This is a genomic window from Enterobacter sp. SLBN-59 (genome assembly GCF_024807915.1).
GTDB lineage: Bacteria > Pseudomonadota > Gammaproteobacteria > Enterobacterales > Enterobacteriaceae > Enterobacter > Enterobacter asburiae_B.
Window position 1 is genome coordinate 2,844,018 of record NZ_JANUFI010000001.1, and the last position, 14,321, is coordinate 2,858,338.

General features: G+C 57.2%; 14 protein-coding genes. 8 read left to right on the forward strand and 6 right to left on the reverse strand.

The window, feature by feature from the left end:
- The first annotated feature begins 23 nt into the window (after nt 1-23).
- The 6 genes from M2422_RS13590 to ghrB all read left to right on the forward strand — a co-directional run bounded on the left by M2422_RS13590 (nt 24) and on the right by ghrB (nt 6,095).
- The gene (locus tag M2422_RS13590; RefSeq protein WP_024909080.1) at nt 24-686 is read left to right on the forward strand and encodes an OmpA family lipoprotein; all 663 of its coding nucleotides are present in this window, start codon (nt 24-26) and stop codon (nt 684-686) included.
- 180 nt (nt 687-866) lie between these two features.
- Nucleotides 867-1,883 (forward strand): LacI family DNA-binding transcriptional regulator, encoded by a 1,017-nt coding sequence (locus M2422_RS13595; protein WP_039261180.1) that lies wholly within the window; start codon nt 867-869, stop codon nt 1,881-1,883.
- 103 nt (nt 1,884-1,986) lie between these two features.
- Nucleotides 1,987-2,736, forward strand: a complete 750-nt coding sequence (locus M2422_RS13600) for a sugar phosphate isomerase/epimerase (protein WP_064673783.1) — start codon at nt 1,987-1,989, stop codon at nt 2,734-2,736.
- 3 nt (nt 2,737-2,739) lie between these two features.
- Nucleotides 2,740-3,678, forward strand: coding sequence for a sugar kinase (locus tag M2422_RS13605; protein WP_064673784.1), 939 nt, complete (start codon nt 2,740-2,742; stop codon nt 3,676-3,678).
- Between the two features lie 135 nt (nt 3,679-3,813).
- Nucleotides 3,814-5,094, forward strand: a complete 1,281-nt coding sequence (locus tag M2422_RS13610) for an MFS transporter (RefSeq protein WP_023309951.1) — start codon at nt 3,814-3,816, stop codon at nt 5,092-5,094.
- A gap of 26 nt (nt 5,095-5,120) precedes the next feature.
- Entirely contained in the window at nt 5,121-6,095 is a 975-nt protein-coding gene (gene ghrB / locus M2422_RS13615; protein WP_064673786.1) for a glyoxylate/hydroxypyruvate reductase GhrB, read from the forward strand.
- A gap of 58 nt (nt 6,096-6,153) precedes the next feature.
- Here ghrB and cspA read toward each other — a convergent pair whose 3' ends face one another.
- Together cspA and M2422_RS13625 are read right to left on the reverse strand one after the other, a co-directional pair.
- Nucleotides 6,154-6,366, reverse strand: a complete 213-nt coding sequence (gene cspA / locus M2422_RS13620) for an RNA chaperone/antiterminator CspA (RefSeq protein WP_003860775.1) — start codon at nt 6,364-6,366, stop codon at nt 6,154-6,156.
- 247 nt (nt 6,367-6,613) lie between these two features.
- Complete coding sequence (locus M2422_RS13625) at nt 6,614-7,324, reverse strand: DUF3053 domain-containing protein (RefSeq protein ID WP_023309949.1); 711 nt, start codon at nt 7,322-7,324, stop codon at nt 6,614-6,616.
- 331 nt (nt 7,325-7,655) lie between these two features.
- Here M2422_RS13625 and M2422_RS13630 point away from each other — a divergent pair, with 331 nt between their 5' ends.
- A complete protein-coding gene (locus M2422_RS13630; RefSeq protein WP_029740975.1) occupies nt 7,656-7,943 on the forward strand; it encodes an HTH-type transcriptional regulator in 288 nt (95 codons plus the stop codon).
- Between the two features lie 39 nt (nt 7,944-7,982).
- Here M2422_RS13630 and M2422_RS13635 read toward each other — a convergent pair whose 3' ends face one another.
- Nucleotides 7,983-9,602: an ABC-F family ATP-binding cassette domain-containing protein gene (locus M2422_RS13635; protein ID WP_064673787.1), complete on the reverse strand. Its 1,620-nt coding sequence runs from the start codon at nt 9,600-9,602 to the stop codon at nt 7,983-7,985.
- Nucleotides 9,603-10,320: 718 nt separating this feature from the next.
- Between M2422_RS13635 and M2422_RS13640 the strand changes: the two genes are divergently transcribed.
- Nucleotides 10,321-10,758, forward strand: a complete 438-nt coding sequence (locus M2422_RS13640; RefSeq protein ID WP_064673788.1) for a hypothetical protein — start codon at nt 10,321-10,323, stop codon at nt 10,756-10,758.
- Between the two features lie 92 nt (nt 10,759-10,850).
- Here the strand turns inward: M2422_RS13640 and glyS are convergent, their stop codons facing one another.
- The 3 genes from glyS to M2422_RS13655 all read right to left on the reverse strand — a co-directional run bounded on the left by glyS (nt 10,851) and on the right by M2422_RS13655 (nt 14,308).
- Nucleotides 10,851-12,920, reverse strand: a complete 2,070-nt coding sequence (glyS, locus tag M2422_RS13645; protein ID WP_039261172.1) for a glycine--tRNA ligase subunit beta — start codon at nt 12,918-12,920, stop codon at nt 10,851-10,853.
- Nucleotides 12,921-12,929: 9 nt separating this feature from the next.
- Nucleotides 12,930-13,841, reverse strand: coding sequence for a glycine--tRNA ligase subunit alpha (gene glyQ / locus M2422_RS13650; protein WP_064673789.1), 912 nt, complete (start codon nt 13,839-13,841; stop codon nt 12,930-12,932).
- Between the two features lie 161 nt (nt 13,842-14,002).
- Entirely contained in the window at nt 14,003-14,308 is a 306-nt protein-coding gene (locus M2422_RS13655) for a YsaB family lipoprotein (RefSeq protein WP_045907868.1), read from the reverse strand.
- Nucleotides 14,309-14,321: the final 13 nt, after the last annotated feature.

Below are 14,321 nucleotides of genomic sequence, written 5' to 3' on the forward strand. Positions count from 1 at the left end.
ATAAAAAGGATTAAGGAAAGAAGATGAAAAAACGCGTACTCGTTATTGCCGCTCTGGTGAGCGGTGCACTGGCTGTTTCTGGCTGCACAACTAACCCTTACACCGGTGAGCGTGAAGCGGGTAAATCCGGCATTGGCGCGGGTATCGGCTCGCTGGTCGGCGCAGGCGTGGGGGCGCTCTCCTCCTCCAAGAAAGACCGCGGTAAAGGCGCGCTGATTGGCGCAGCGGCGGGCGCGGCACTGGGTGGCGGCGTCGGCTATTACATGGACGTGCAGGAAGCGAAGCTGCGCGACAAAATGAAGGGAACCGGCGTGAGCGTGACGCGCAGCGGCGATAACATCATCCTGAATATGCCGAACAACGTGACCTTCGACAGCAGCAGCGCGACGCTGAAACCCGCGGGCGCGAACACGCTCACCGGCGTGGCGATGGTGCTGAAAGAGTACAACAAGACCGCCGTGAACGTGATGGGCTACACCGACAGCACCGGCAGCCAGGATCTGAACATGCGTCTGTCCCAGCAGCGCGCCGACGCCGTAGCCAGCTCGCTGATTACCCAGGGCGTTGAAGCCAACCGCATCCGCACCAGCGGCATGGGCCCTGCCAACCCTATCGCCAGCAACAGCACGGCGGAAGGCAAAGCGCAGAACCGCCGCGTTGAGATTACGTTAAGCCCAATTCAGTAGGTAAAAGCAAAACGGCAACGCTCGTTGCCGTTTTTAGTGGTGGCACCCTCTCCCGTGGGAGAGGGTTGGGGTGAGGGCACCAGACCGCACCCTCCGGTAAGCGCAGCGCCACCGGGCAAATTACTTGATTCGTCTGATTTTCCCGTTAAGGTATTCTCACTAAATTCAGGGAAATCAGCGATGAGCAAACCAGCCCGGGCCACCATTAGCGACGTGGCGAAAGCCGCCAAAACCGGTAAAACCAGTATTTCACGCTACCTTAACGGCGAGAAACACCTGCTGTCCGACGCATTGCTGGCGCGTATTGAACAGGCCATTGCCGATCTCGACTACCGTCCCAGCCTCATGGCGCGCGGGCTCAAACGCGGCCGCACCCGCCTTATCGGGCTTATCATCGCCGATATCACCAACCCCTATTCCGTTAACGTCCTCAGCGGTATTGAAGCCGCCTGTCGCGAGAAGGGGTTCACGCCGCTGGTCTGTAATACCAACAACGAAGTCGACCAGGAGCTGCATTACCTCGATCTGCTGCGCAGCTACCAGGTCGAAGGGATTGTGGTGAACGCGGTGGGCATGCGGGAAGAGGGTTTAAACCGCCTGCAGCAGTCCTCCCTGCCCATGGTCCTCATCGACCGTAAAATCCCGGAATTTGCCTGCGATGTGGTCGGGCTGGATAACACTCAGGCCGCCACGACCGCCACCGAGCATCTGATCGAACAGGGCTTCGAGGCCATTCTGTTTCTGAGTGAACCGTTAGGGATGGTCAATACCCGTCGCGAGCGCCTGAGCGCATTTCGCGCCACGCTGGAGCGATATCCCGGCGTGATCGCCGAAAATGCCGAAACGCCGCTTCACGAAGCCGACCAACTTGATAACACCCTGCGCCAGTTCCACACGCGCCATCGCGGGATGCGCAAAGCCGTTATCTCCGCAAACGGGGCGCTGACGCTTCAGGTCGCCCGCTCGCTCAAGCGCATTGGCCTGCACTGGGGCAGCGATATCGGTCTGCTGGGGTTTGATGAACTGGAGTGGGCGGAACTGGCGGGCGTCGGCATTACGACACTCAAACAGCCCACCTGGCAGATTGGCTATGCTGCTGTTGAACAAGTGGTTCGCCGCATTGAAGGCACCAGCGATGCCGTTCGCGAGCAGGTCTTCTCCGGCGAGCTGATCGTTCGCGGCTCCACGGCGCGTTAATTTTCCCTTGTGATACCGATCATAAATTCGACATCCTGACCTTTTCTTTGGAACCGGTTCCATCTAGCGTAATAGTATTGTTATGTTGCGATGGAGTCCGAAGATGGGCAGGAAAATTATGGTGGTCACCGCCGCGTACGGTGCGGAACAGGTGCGACAGGCAGGCGGTCAGCGGGCGATGCTTCCCGTTATTGCAGGCGCAGGGGCAGACGGCGTGGAGATCCGCCGGGAACTGTTCAGCAGCGAAGAGCTGCTGGCGCTGCCTGCGCTGGGAGAATCTATTGAGCTGCTCGGCCTGCTGGCGTGCTACTCCGCCCCCGCCGCCCTGTTTATGCCCGACGGCACCCTCAACCCGGATCTGACCCGCTATCTCTCTGAGGCCAGCACCCTGAACGCCCTGTGGCTGAAGGTTTCCCTGGGCCATTTCCGCGACGCGCAGCCTCTCGACGCCCTGCGTACCCTGCTGAACGCAAGCGGCATGGCGCTGGTCGTGGAGAACGATCAGACCGACTGCGGACAGCTCGCGCCGATGCAGCGCTTCCAGGCCGCCTGTCGGGAAATGGCCTTACCCGTCACGCTGACCTTCGACATGGGCAACTGGCTGTGGGTCGGTGATTCCCCCGAAGAGGCCGCGCGTAATCTGGCCCCTGCGGTGAGCTATATCCACGTGAAAGCCGCCGTGCCGCATAAAGATAACTTCCGCGCCGTGGCGCCGGACCACGCCGATGCGCGCTGGCTGGATCTGCTTGGCCAGCTGCCTGCCGATGCCCCGCGCGGTATCGAGTTCCCGCTGGAAGGGACGGATTTAACCGCCGTTACCCGCCATTACGTCAACCTGCTGCGCGAGGAGTAAGCCATGCACAAGACGCTGGATGTCATCACGATCGGCGAGGCCATGGCGATGTTTGTCGCCACCGAAACGGGCGAGCTGAGCGCGGTAGAGCACTTTATCAAACGCGTGGCGGGCGCAGAGCTGAACGTCGCAACCGGCCTGGCGCGTCTCGGCCTGAACGTGGGCTGGGTCAGCCGCGTGGGGGACGATAGCTTTGGCCATTTCGTTCTCGACTCGCTGAAAAAAGAGGGGATTGATGCCGCGGGCGTCACCCTTGATGCACGCTTCCCTACCGGCTTTCAGCTTAAATCAAAGGTCGAAAATGGAACCGATCCCATCGTTGAGTATTTCCGTAAGGGATCGGCCGCAAGCCACCTCTCAGTGGCGGATTACCACGCCGACTATTTCGCCTCCGCGCGCCATCTGCACCTCAGCGGCGTGGCGGCAGCGCTGTCTGCCAGCTCGTATGAACTGCTGGATCACGCGGCAGCCACTCTGAAAGCCCAGGGAAAAACGATCTCTTTCGATCCGAACCTGCGCCCGGTGCTGTGGAAAAGCGAAGCGGAAATGGTCGAGAAGCTCAACCGTCTGGCGTTCAGAGCGGACTGGGTTCTGCCGGGCCTGAAAGAAGGGATGATCCTGACCGGCGAAAGCACACCGGAGGGCATTGCCGATTTCTACCTGAATAAAGGAGTAAAAGCGGTGGTGCTGAAGACCGGCGCCGATGGCGCATGGTTTAAGACGGCCGACGGCGAACAGGGCGCGGTCGCGGCGGTCAAGGTTGAGAACGTGGTCGACACCGTCGGCGCGGGCGACGGTTTTGCCGTGGGCGTGATTAGCGCCCTGCTGGAAGGCAAAACGCTGCCGCAGTCCGTGGAGCGAGGCAACAAGATTGGCTCGCTGGCCATTCAGGTGCAGGGCGACAGCGAAGGATTACCCACGCGAGCAGAGCTTAACGAATAAACATCCCCCTCACCCTAACCCTCTCCCCTCTGGGGAGAGGGCCGGGGTGAGGGGCATAAATCGCACTCAGCAAAACAAGCCACCGTGTACCCTACAGACAACGGCGGTAACAACCTCAACAACAGAGGCAAGCCTATGAACAGTTCGACCAATGCAGTAAAACGCTGGTGGTACATCATGCCAATCGTGTTTATCACGTACAGCCTGGCGTACCTTGACCGTGCCAACTTCAGCTTCGCGTCCGCGGCGGGGATCACAGAGGACCTTGGCATAACCAAAGGTATCTCCTCCCTGCTGGGAGCCCTTTTCTTCCTGGGCTACTTCTTCTTCCAGATCCCCGGCGCGATTTACGCGGAACGCCGCAGCGTGCGTAAGCTGATCTTCGTCTGTCTGATCCTGTGGGGCGCCTGCGCGTCACTGACCGGCGTGGTGAACAATATTCCTGCCCTGGCCGCCATTCGCTTTATCCTCGGCGTCGTTGAGGCGGCGGTCATGCCGGCGATGCTGATCTACATCAGTAACTGGTTTACCAAATCTGAACGCTCGCGCGCGAATACCTTCCTGATCCTCGGTAACCCGGTGACGGTGCTGTGGATGTCGGTGGTGTCTGGCTACCTGATCCAGTCCTTCGGCTGGCGCGAGATGTTTATCATCGAAGGGGTCCCGGCAGTGATCTGGGCATTCTGCTGGTGGGTGCTGGTAAAAGATAAACCTGCCCAGGCGAAATGGCTTTCCGAAGATGAAAAAGCGGCGCTGCAGGCGCAGCTGGATAAAGAACAGCAAGGTCTGAAGGCGGTACGCAACTACGGTGAAGCCTTCCGCTCGCGTAACGTGATCCTGCTCTGCGCGCAGTACTTTACCTGGAGCATTGGCGTGTACGGCTTTGTGCTGTGGCTGCCGTCGATTATCCGCAGCGGCGGCGAAAACCTCGGCATGGTAGAAGTGGGCTGGCTCTCTTCCGTACCATACCTGGCCGCGACCATCGCCATGATCGTCGTCTCCTGGGCGTCGGACAAGCTGCAGAACCGAAAATTGTTTGTCTGGCCGCTGCTGCTGATCGCTGCTTTTGCCTTTATCGGCTCGTGGGCCGTGGGTGCAAATCACTTCTGGGCCTCTTATACCCTGCTGGTGGTCGCCGGTGCCGCCATGTATGCCCCGTACGGTCCGTTCTTTGCCATCATCCCGGAAATGCTGCCGCGTAACGTCGCGGGTGGCGCGATGGCATTAATTAACAGTATGGGTGCGCTGGGGTCGTTCTGCGGCTCCTGGTTCGTCGGCTACCTGAACGGTGCCACCGGCAGCCCGTCCGCATCGTACATCTTTATGGGGGTGGCGCTTTTCGCCTCCGTGTGGCTTACTCTGATTGTTAAGCCTGCTAATAATCAACAACACCCTGTCGGCGCACGCCACGCCTGAACCCTTAAAAATCAACGGAGATTAGCATGAAGCCGTCCGTCATTTTGTACAAAGCACTGCCGGAAGATCTGCAGAAACGCCTTGAAGAACACTTCACCGTCACGCAGGTGAAGAACCTGAGCCCGGAAACCGTGGCGCAGCACGCCGAAGCGTTCGCCAGCGCCGAAGGCCTGCTGGGTTCAAGCGAGAAAGTGGATGTCGCCCTGCTGGAGAAAATGCCGAAGCTTCGTGCTACCTCTACCGTTTCCGTGGGTTACGACAATTTCGATGTGGATGCCCTGAACGCCCGCAAGATCCTGCTGATGCACACCCCCCATGCCCTGACGGAAACCGTGGCCGATACGCTGATGGCGCTGGTACTCACCACGGCCCGTCGCGTGGTGGAAGTGGCCGAGCGCGTGAAAGCGGGCGAATGGACAAAAAGCATTGGACCGGACTGGTTCGGCGTGGACGTTAACGGCAAAACGCTGGGCATTGTTGGCATGGGGCGTATCGGGCTGGCACTGGCGCAGCGCGCGCATTTTGGTTTTAACATGCCGATTCTGTATAACGCGCGTCGCCATCACGGTGAAGCCGAAGAACGCTTCAACGCCCGTTACTGCGAGCTGGATACTCTGCTGCAGGAAGCCGATTTTGTTTGTCTGGTTCTGCCGCTGACGGACGAAACGCGTCATCTGATTGGCAAATCCGCATTTGAAAAAATGAAGAAATCCGCCATTTTCATCAACGCGGGTCGTGGCCCGGTGGTAGATGAGAAGGCGCTGATTGAAGCCCTGCAGAACGGTGAGATCCATGCCGCAGGTCTGGACGTGTTTGAACAGGAGCCGCTGCCGGTGGACTCCCCGCTGCTGGCAATGCCAAACGTCGTCGCCCTGCCCCACATCGGCTCCGCCACCCATGAGACGCGCTACAACATGGCGGCCACTGCGGTCGATAACCTTATCGCCGCCCTAAGCGGAAAGGTGGAGATAAACTGTGTGAACCCGCAGGTGAAACGATAGAAATGAAAAAACCCGCCAGAAGGCGGGTTTTTGAATTTTGTGCTACTGGGTTGGAAGCTTACAGGCTTACAACGTTACCAGCTGCTGGGCCTTTAGCGCCGCTTTCGATGGTGAAGGACACTTTCTGACCTTCGTCCAGAGATTTGTAGCCATCGTTCTGGATAGCAGAGAAGTGTACGAACACGTCTTTTGAGCCATCGTCAGGAGTGATGAAGCCGAAACCTTTATCAGCGTTGAACCATTTTACCAGACCAGTCATTTTAGCAGACATAGAAATTACCTTATTAACAAATATATTGAGCCTTCCGGCTTGATGGATTGCGTTACAGATTTTTAAGCGATGAAGGAAGGGTCACAACGAAGGGTATCTATGGATAACAATCTGGACTGCTTTACTAAACTGCTTTAGGTCTGTGTAACAAACCGACGGGGATAGTTATACCGATGTGGTAGAAGAATGACAAGCGTTATTTTCGATAAGCATAAAAAAACCCCGCCAGAGACGGGGTTTTTTCGGTTTATTCTGTGGCCGTGACTGCGGCACTCCAGGCCTGGCTAAAGGCCTGATGCTGGGAGGCCAGCGGCCCAATCAGCGTATTGTACTGGCTTGCCTGCTGCGAGGTCGGGAACTGAATACCGTTGGCAACAAAGCTCACCTGAGTATCCTGCTGGGCAATAAAGTCGCCCACCTGCACCAGCTGCTGCGTGAAGATTTGCGCGGCCGGAATCAGCGGTTGCAGCGCTTCAGACGGTTTCGTCACCACTTTCTCATACACTTTGTCGAAGACAGGTTTGAGATCGTCACCCTGCTTCAGCGCAGAACGTGACGCGTCAGCCTGCATTTTCGCATTCTGCAACTGCTGGCTCAGCACGCCAAGCGCACCGTTGGACTGGCGAAGCGGCTCACGCTGCGTCATATAATCCTGCGGAACGCGAATGGCGTTCACGCTATCCACTACCGGACGGATACCGGAATCCATCGCCTGGCTCACCTGCTGTGAATAACCATAAAGAATGGCGTAATCGGACACGAAGGGGCCAAACTGTTTTTTCTGATCCGCAGTCAGCGTCGGCAACCGCTCGCCGCTGCGCATCACTGTATTCTGCAGAAAATCGATAAACGCTTTGCGCTGATCGCCTTCTTTATCAAAACACCCACTCAGGCTAACAACCATCAACAACGCCGCAATAGGCGCAAACCAGCGAGAGCAGGACTTTCCTGTCGCCATTTTATTACTCCTTTCACCCAAAAAAGCGCACACCGGCACACGCGTGCCCGACGCTGACAAGGATAGTCCAGGTCAGCCTTGCAAGATACTCTTTTCATGCAAAACGGCTATTGCCGATTTATTTCTTACCATTTACAAAAAAATACCTGCCGAAGCCGACATATGACTAATCAGGTAATTAGCATAACTATCCATATCGCTGAATCGGGTAAAGCGATCGTTACCGCACGATTAATCACACCCGTGACGATCCTGAGTTCGTATTAGGGACTATTCTTAACTGGCTCTCTGATGTTCTTGATCACGATGTGAGATTTAAGAGGAGTCCTCAATGGAATATAAAGATCCTGAGTTTGAACTGCTGAGCAGTCTGGAACAGATCATTTTTAAAGACGTACCGCAGGCGATTACCCTGCAACAAAAATCCAATCCCTTTACAGAATATGAGCAATTGCGCAAAGGGACAGGACTGAAAACGGAAGAATTCGCCAGAGCGATGGGTGTCAGCGTGGCTATGGTGCAGGAGTGGGAGTCAAAACGTGAGAAACCCACCCCAACCGAGTTAAGGCTGATGCGCCTGATTCAGGCCAACCCTGCACTCAGCAAACAGATAGCGTAGTGAAGATTGAATGCCCCCGCCTTTGCGGGGGCTTGTGTTTTAAAGGCTCTCGCAACGCCAGCCCGCCTCTTCCCACACCCATTCATGCGTTAACGTTAAGCCTCTTAGAAAAGCCTCATCGTGTGATACCACCAGCAAAGCCCCAGGGAAACCGGCCAGCGCCGCTTCAATGGCCTGGACCGAGGCCAAATCCAGATGGTTGGTCGGTTCATCCAGCAGCAGAAGCTGCGTAGCCTCCGCGCGCCACAGCACGCAGGCCAGGGCGGCCTTAAGACGCTCGCCGCCGCTGAGCTCCGCCAGCGGGAGCGTGACTTTGTCGGCACCCAGTTGAAGCTGCGCCAGACGGGTTCGCAATACCCCCTCTTCCAGAGGCGTATGACTCAGGTTGAGATGCGTCATGACCGACTGCGAAAGATCGAGCCGGGAGAGATGCTGGTCGAGATAAGCGCAGCTGACGGAAACCTTACAGGTACCCGAACGGGGGGCAATCTCGCCGAGGAGGATTTTTAACAGCGTCGATTTTCCGCAGCCATTCGGTCCCTTTAACGCCACGCGCATCGGTCCGTCCATCCGCCAGTTGAGCGGAGGAACAGGCACATGCGGCAGCACCAGATCCTCCAGCACCAGCACCTGCTTCCCGTCCGGGATCTGATTCCCCGGCAGGGTGAACATTACTGGGTTATCTTCTTCAACGCGTTCACGCGCCTTTTTTACCGAGGCGTTGAGGGCTTCATTTTGCTCGCTGTGCTGTTTTTTCCAGGAGCCGATCCGCTCCTTTGCCGCGCCTTTATATTTGACCCGCTCGAACGACGCGATATTCAGGGTATCGACGGTGCGCAATGTCTTTGCCGAACGCCGCTGGCTGTCATCATGCTCTTTTTGCATGCGTACCCGAGTGCGTTTGCGCTCGGTTGCCGCATGTTCCAGCGCCGCGCGGGCCGCCTGCTGTTCGGCATCGCGCTGGGTTTGATAATCCGTATAATTCCCGCCGTAGCTGCGCAGGCCCGAGGCGCTCAGTTCAAGGATACGCGGCACCTGCTCCAGAAGTTCGCGGTCATGGGAGGCTACCAGCACGCCGCCCTGAAAACGGCTGAGCTGGTCGTAGAACCACGCCCGGCCCTGTCGGTCCAGATGGTTAGTGGGCTCGTCCAGCAGCATGAAATCGGCTTCAGCCGTAAACGCCCCGCACAGCAGGGCGCGAATGCGCTCGCCGCCGCTGAGCTCACCGGCGGGTTTATCCGGGTCAAACGGCGGGAGATTCGCATTGATAAACGCCTCGCTCAGACGCTCGGCGACATCCCAGCGGCCGTCGAGCGTGTCCAGATCGTCAGGCTGATAATCGCCGCTGTCGATGCGCTTACGCGCCGCAAAAATAGCGTCATACCCGAGCAGTTCAGCAAGCGTCGTCTGCGGCGAAATGAGGTGCTGCTGCGCCACCCAGGCATGCGAGCCAAAGCGTTCAATATGACCGGAAGCCGATTCGTCCAGCCCCGCCAGCAGACGCAGCAGACGCGTTTTCCCGCTGCCGTTGCGGCCAACCAGCGCGCACAGGGCGGGTTCCAGCGTGAGATTCAGCGGACCAAAAAGGATATCGCCCGTCGGAAACTGGCAGGTGACCTGATGCAAAATAAAAGAAGGGGACTGCGCAAAATGAGCCATAAGCACTCCTGAATGAAATCAAAACATCCCCTGCCGACGCGGTGGCGTTTAGCAAGGATCGAAATTCATCAGTCGTGTTTGTTCATTTTTGGGGGGCGCTCCAGCGCGAGAAAGTTAACGCGATAAGGATAGCGGTAATGTGTTGACGGTTTCAAGGTTAAATTTTGGACGACTTATACTCCCTCTCCCTTTGGGCTGAGGGATCCCCACCAAATATTGTCTGCACAGACGGCCCCCTCTCCCTTGAGGGAGAGGGCTGGGGTGAGGGGGAACATACGGCTGTGGGGGTTGTTCCTTGCTACTCTGTAACGACATGGCCTGTGAACGTGCCAGGGCGGCTCAATCCCCACCGCCATGGCGTCGCTGTAAAATCTCTACCCGCAGTATGCTTCTCATTACGGTAATTTTGCGAGCCTCTTTCCAGAAATGGTAATATCCTCAGCGACATAGCTCAAAACTGTTGCCGCCTGTTTTGATGAGCAGTAAGTTCTCTTCGCACCTGCAAAATCAGGTGCCGGGATTGGAACCCTGAATCACTTCACTGGCGACACAGGCTCTGTGTCGTACGGCCTGTTGCATCTCAATGGCGGGCCGGACAGGGGCGCTGCAAAGCGCGCTGGTGTCAGTGAGGCCAGTCGTTCCAACCTTGTTCGGTTCCGCCACCAGCGAGCCTGGAACCTCCCGTGGCGGAAGATATACCACTCACTGAGGTTATTTTATGTCATTGATTAACTCTTTAATCACCCTGCCCTTCAACCATGCCACCGACTTCACCGAACTGGCGGATAACTGCGAACGTTTTACCGACGCACTGGTCGATTGCGAAGAACCCGCCCCAAAAATGGCGCTTTACGGCAGACTTTATGCCTGTCTGAATCTTCTGCAACCCACGCTTCTGGAACCTGTTCCGGACGCTTTAAAAGCCAGCCTGACCGTGAAGGAACTCCCGTCACGCGTTCCGGCTTTCGAACCCGAATGCGATCAGCTGGGGCGCTACTGTCAGGAGCTTACGCAGATGCTGATGAACGGCTCACTGCCGCGACAATCTGAAATCGTGATGGAAGATTTGCTGTGCGAGCTGGTCAGCTACTTTGCCGATACGCTGAAGGCACCGCGCTGGCTGCAGACAGACGAAGGCACAATCGCGATCGGCTAAACCTGCCGGATGGCGCTGCGCTTATCCGGCCTACAAAAGACCCATAAAAAAACCCGCCGAAGCGGGTTTTTAGCATGTGTAACAGCGGCACATCACTGCAGCAGCGAAATATCCGCTACGCGCAGGAACAGCTCGCGAAGTTTCTCGAGCATGGAGAGACGGTTAATACGCAGTTCTTTATCTTCTACGTTCACCATCACTTTCTCGAAGAAGGCGTCGATAACGTCACGCAGCTCGGCCAGCTCCACCAGCGCTTCCTGGTAGCGACCTTCCGCGAAGTACGGCTCGAGCTTGTCGCGCAGCACCACAACCTGCATCGCCAGAGCGATCTCTTCCGGCTCTTTCAGGGTCGCGGCGTTCACACGCTCGTTCAGCGTCTCGTCGGATTTCGCCAGAATGTTGGATACACGCTTGTTGGCCGCGGCCAGGGCAGATGCCGCTTCCAGGGTACGGAAGTGGGAAACCGCCTTCATACGCGCATCGAAATCAGCCGGACGGGTTGGACGACGCGCCAGCACCGCCTGAATAGTGTCAACGGTGTAGCCTTCGTCCTGATACCACGCGCGGAAACGACCGAGCATAAAGTCGATCACATCATCCACAACGTTCGCGTTAGTCAGCTTGTCGCCGTACAGACGCACCGCTTCTTCGGTCAGGGTCTGCAGATCGAGGTTCAGGTTCTTCTCAACGATGATACGCAGCACGCCCAGCGCAGCACGACGCAGCGCAAACGGATCTTTGTCGCCTTTCGGATGCTGACCGATACCAAAGATACCCGCCAGGGTGTCCATCTTATCGGCAATCGCCACGGCGCAGGCAACCGGGTTGGACGGCAGTTCGTCACCCGCAAAGCGCGGCTGATACTGCTCGTTCAGGGCGACGGCCACGTCTTCCGCTTCGCCATCGTGACGCGCGTAGTGCATGCCCATCACGCCCTGGGTGTCGGTAAATTCGAACACCATGTTAGTCATCAGGTCGCACTTGGACAGCAGGCCTGCACGCGTCGCGTGGTTGACGTCTGCACCGATTTCACGGGCAATCCAGCCGGACAGCTCCGCAATGCGGTCGGTCTTGTCGCGCAGCGTACCCAGCTGCTGCTGGAACAGCACGGTCTGCAGGCGCGGGAGATGATCTTCCAGACGCTTTTTACGGTCGGTATTGAAGAAGAACTCCGCATCTGCCAGACGTGGACGCACCACTTTCTCGTTACCGGAGATAATCTGGATCGGATCTTTCGATTCGATGTTCGCCACGAAGATGAAGTTTGGCAGCAGCTTGCCGTCGTTGGCATAGACCGGGAAGTACTTCTGGTCACCCTTCATGGTGTATACCAGCGCTTCAGCCGGAACGGCCAGGAATTTCTCTTCGAACTTCGCCGTCAGCACAACTGGCCATTCAACCAGAGAGGTGACTTCTTCCAGCAGGCTGTCGCTCAGGTCTGCGTTACCGCCAATCTTGCGCGCCGCGTCTTCCGCGTCCGCTTTGATTTTGGCTTTACGCTGTTCGTAGTCGGCAATGACCTTACCGCGCTCCAGCAGGATCTGCGGATACTGGTCGGCATTGTCGATGGTGAACTCTGGCTCACCCATAAAGCGGTGGCCGCGGATCACGCGATCGGACGCCACGCCCAGAATGGTCGCCGGGATAACGGTATCGCCCAGCAGCAGGGTCACGGTGTGCACCGGACGCACGAAGTGCACGTCAGAGGCGCCCCAGCGCATCAGCTTAGGAATCGGCAGCTTCGCCAGAGAAGTGGCAATCATGTCCGGCAGCAGCGCTTCCGCGCTTTCGCCTTTCACGTGCGCACGGTACAGCAGCCACTCGCCTTTATCCGTGGTCAGACGCTCGGCCTGATCAACGGTGATGCCGCAACCGCGCGCCCAGCCTTCAGCCGCTTTGCTCGGCTTGCCTTCCGCGTCAAACGCCTGGGCAATCGCCGGGCCACGTTTTTCGACTTCGCGATCCGGCTGAGACGCCGCCAGATTTGCCACTTTCAGCGCCAGACGGCGCGGTGCAGCAAACCACTCAATTTTACCGTGTGCCAGGCCAGCGTTATCCAGCTCGGCGGTCACGTTCGCAGCGAAAGATTCAGCCAGGCTGCGCAGGGCTTTTGGTGGCAGCTCTTCGGTGCCGATTTCCACCAGGAAAGTTTTCTCAGACATGGCCGCCTCTTATTTGTTTCGGTTGCACATCGGGAAGCCAAGGGCTTCACGGGACGCATAGTAAGCTTCTGCAACGGCTTTGGTCAGGGTACGAATACGCAGAATGTAGCGCTGACGTTCAGTCACGGAGATGGCTTTGCGGGCGTCCAGCAGGTTGAAGCTGTGGGCGGCCTTCAGAATACGCTCGTAGGCAGGCAGCGGCAGCGGAATTTCCAGCGCCAGCAGCTGCTGGGCTTCTTTCTCATACTGCTCGAAGCAGGTGAACAGGAAGTCCACATCCGCGTATTCGAAGTTATAGGTGGATTGCTCCACTTCGTTCTGATGGAACACGTCGCCGTAGGTGGTTTTACCCAGCGGCCCGTCGCTCCAGACCAGGTCGTAAACGCTGTCTACGCCCTGAATGTACATCGCCAGACGTTCCAGACCGTAGGTGATTTCACCGGTGATCGGCTTACATTCCAGACCGCCAACCTGCTGGAAGTAAGTGAACTGGGTCACTTCCATGCCGTTCAGCCACACTTCCCAACCCAGACCCCAGGCACCCAGCGTTGGGTTTTCCCAGTTATCTTCCACGAAACGAATGTCGTGAATGGTTGGATCCATACCCAGCTCTTTCAGCGACCCGAGGTACAGTTCCTGAATGTTGTCTGGTGATGGCTTAATCACCACCTGGAACTGATAGTAATGCTGCAGACGGTTCGGGTTCTCACCGTAACGACCATCGGTCGGACGACGGGAAGGCTGCACATACGCGGTCGCCATTGGCTCTGGCCCCAACGCGCGCAGGCTGGTCATCGGGTGTGAAGTGCCGGCGCCGACTTCCATGTCCAAAGGTTGAACAATGGTACAGCCCTGACGAGCCCAGTAATCCTGTAAGGTCAGGATCAGGCCCTGGAAGGTCTTGGTATCAAACTTTTGCATAGTATTTCGTGCTGGATACGTGTGGTTTTAAATGGAAGGGACCAGTATACCCGCTGGCTGCAAGATATACAGTACGAAACGGGGTTGTTTAGGGAAAATTGGGGAAATAAGCCTTCCGGCCAGAACGCTGACGGCGTCTGGCTGTTGATTATACGAGCAGGCTAGCGCATGGAGAGGTGTAAAAACTGACCGTCCGCATCAAACGAGCAGACAAAGCCCTCTTTGCGCGACGTATGCCCCCGCAGCTCATAGCTTCCCTGAAAACGCTCAAACCCGGTGACATCAATTTTCTGTACGTCAGAGTTATAGCGGCGAGCGGCCCGATCTTTACAGAGCGCTTCCATATTCAGTGAACGTTCCGGGCTCATTTTACCCTGCTGCGCTTTCTGCACAGGTGCTTCTTGCGGCGCGCTGCATCCCGCCAGGATGAACAGCAGAAAGAGTGACGCCACACGCTTCATCATCATTTTTATTACCGCC

Bases quoted from the DNA above. Each gene is read 5' to 3' on its own strand.
- M2422_RS13590 (WP_024909080.1), top strand. From the start codon at position 24: ATGAAAAAACGCGTACTCGTTATTGCCGCTCTGGTGAGCGGTGCACTG.
- M2422_RS13595 (WP_039261180.1), top strand. From the start codon at position 867: ATGAGCAAACCAGCCCGGGCCACCATTAGCGACGTGGCGAAAGCCGCC.
- M2422_RS13600 (WP_064673783.1), top strand. From the start codon at position 1,987: ATGGGCAGGAAAATTATGGTGGTCACCGCCGCGTACGGTGCGGAACAG.
- M2422_RS13605 (WP_064673784.1), top strand. From the start codon at position 2,740: ATGCACAAGACGCTGGATGTCATCACGATCGGCGAGGCCATGGCGATG.
- M2422_RS13610 (WP_023309951.1), top strand. From the start codon at position 3,814: ATGAACAGTTCGACCAATGCAGTAAAACGCTGGTGGTACATCATGCCA.
- ghrB (WP_064673786.1), top strand. From the start codon at position 5,121: ATGAAGCCGTCCGTCATTTTGTACAAAGCACTGCCGGAAGATCTGCAG.
- cspA (WP_003860775.1), bottom strand. From the start codon at position 6,366: ATGTCTGCTAAAATGACTGGTCTGGTAAAATGGTTCAACGCTGATAAA.
- M2422_RS13625 (WP_023309949.1), bottom strand. From the start codon at position 7,324: ATGGCGACAGGAAAGTCCTGCTCTCGCTGGTTTGCGCCTATTGCGGCG.
- M2422_RS13630 (WP_029740975.1), top strand. From the start codon at position 7,656: ATGGAATATAAAGATCCTGAGTTTGAACTGCTGAGCAGTCTGGAACAG.
- M2422_RS13635 (WP_064673787.1), bottom strand. From the start codon at position 9,602: ATGGCTCATTTTGCGCAGTCCCCTTCTTTTATTTTGCATCAGGTCACC.
- M2422_RS13640 (WP_064673788.1), top strand. From the start codon at position 10,321: ATGTCATTGATTAACTCTTTAATCACCCTGCCCTTCAACCATGCCACC.
- glyS (WP_039261172.1), bottom strand. From the start codon at position 12,920: ATGTCTGAGAAAACTTTCCTGGTGGAAATCGGCACCGAAGAGCTGCCA.
- glyQ (WP_064673789.1), bottom strand. From the start codon at position 13,841: ATGCAAAAGTTTGATACCAAGACCTTCCAGGGCCTGATCCTGACCTTA.
- M2422_RS13655 (WP_045907868.1), bottom strand. From the start codon at position 14,308: ATGATGATGAAGCGTGTGGCGTCACTCTTTCTGCTGTTCATCCTGGCG.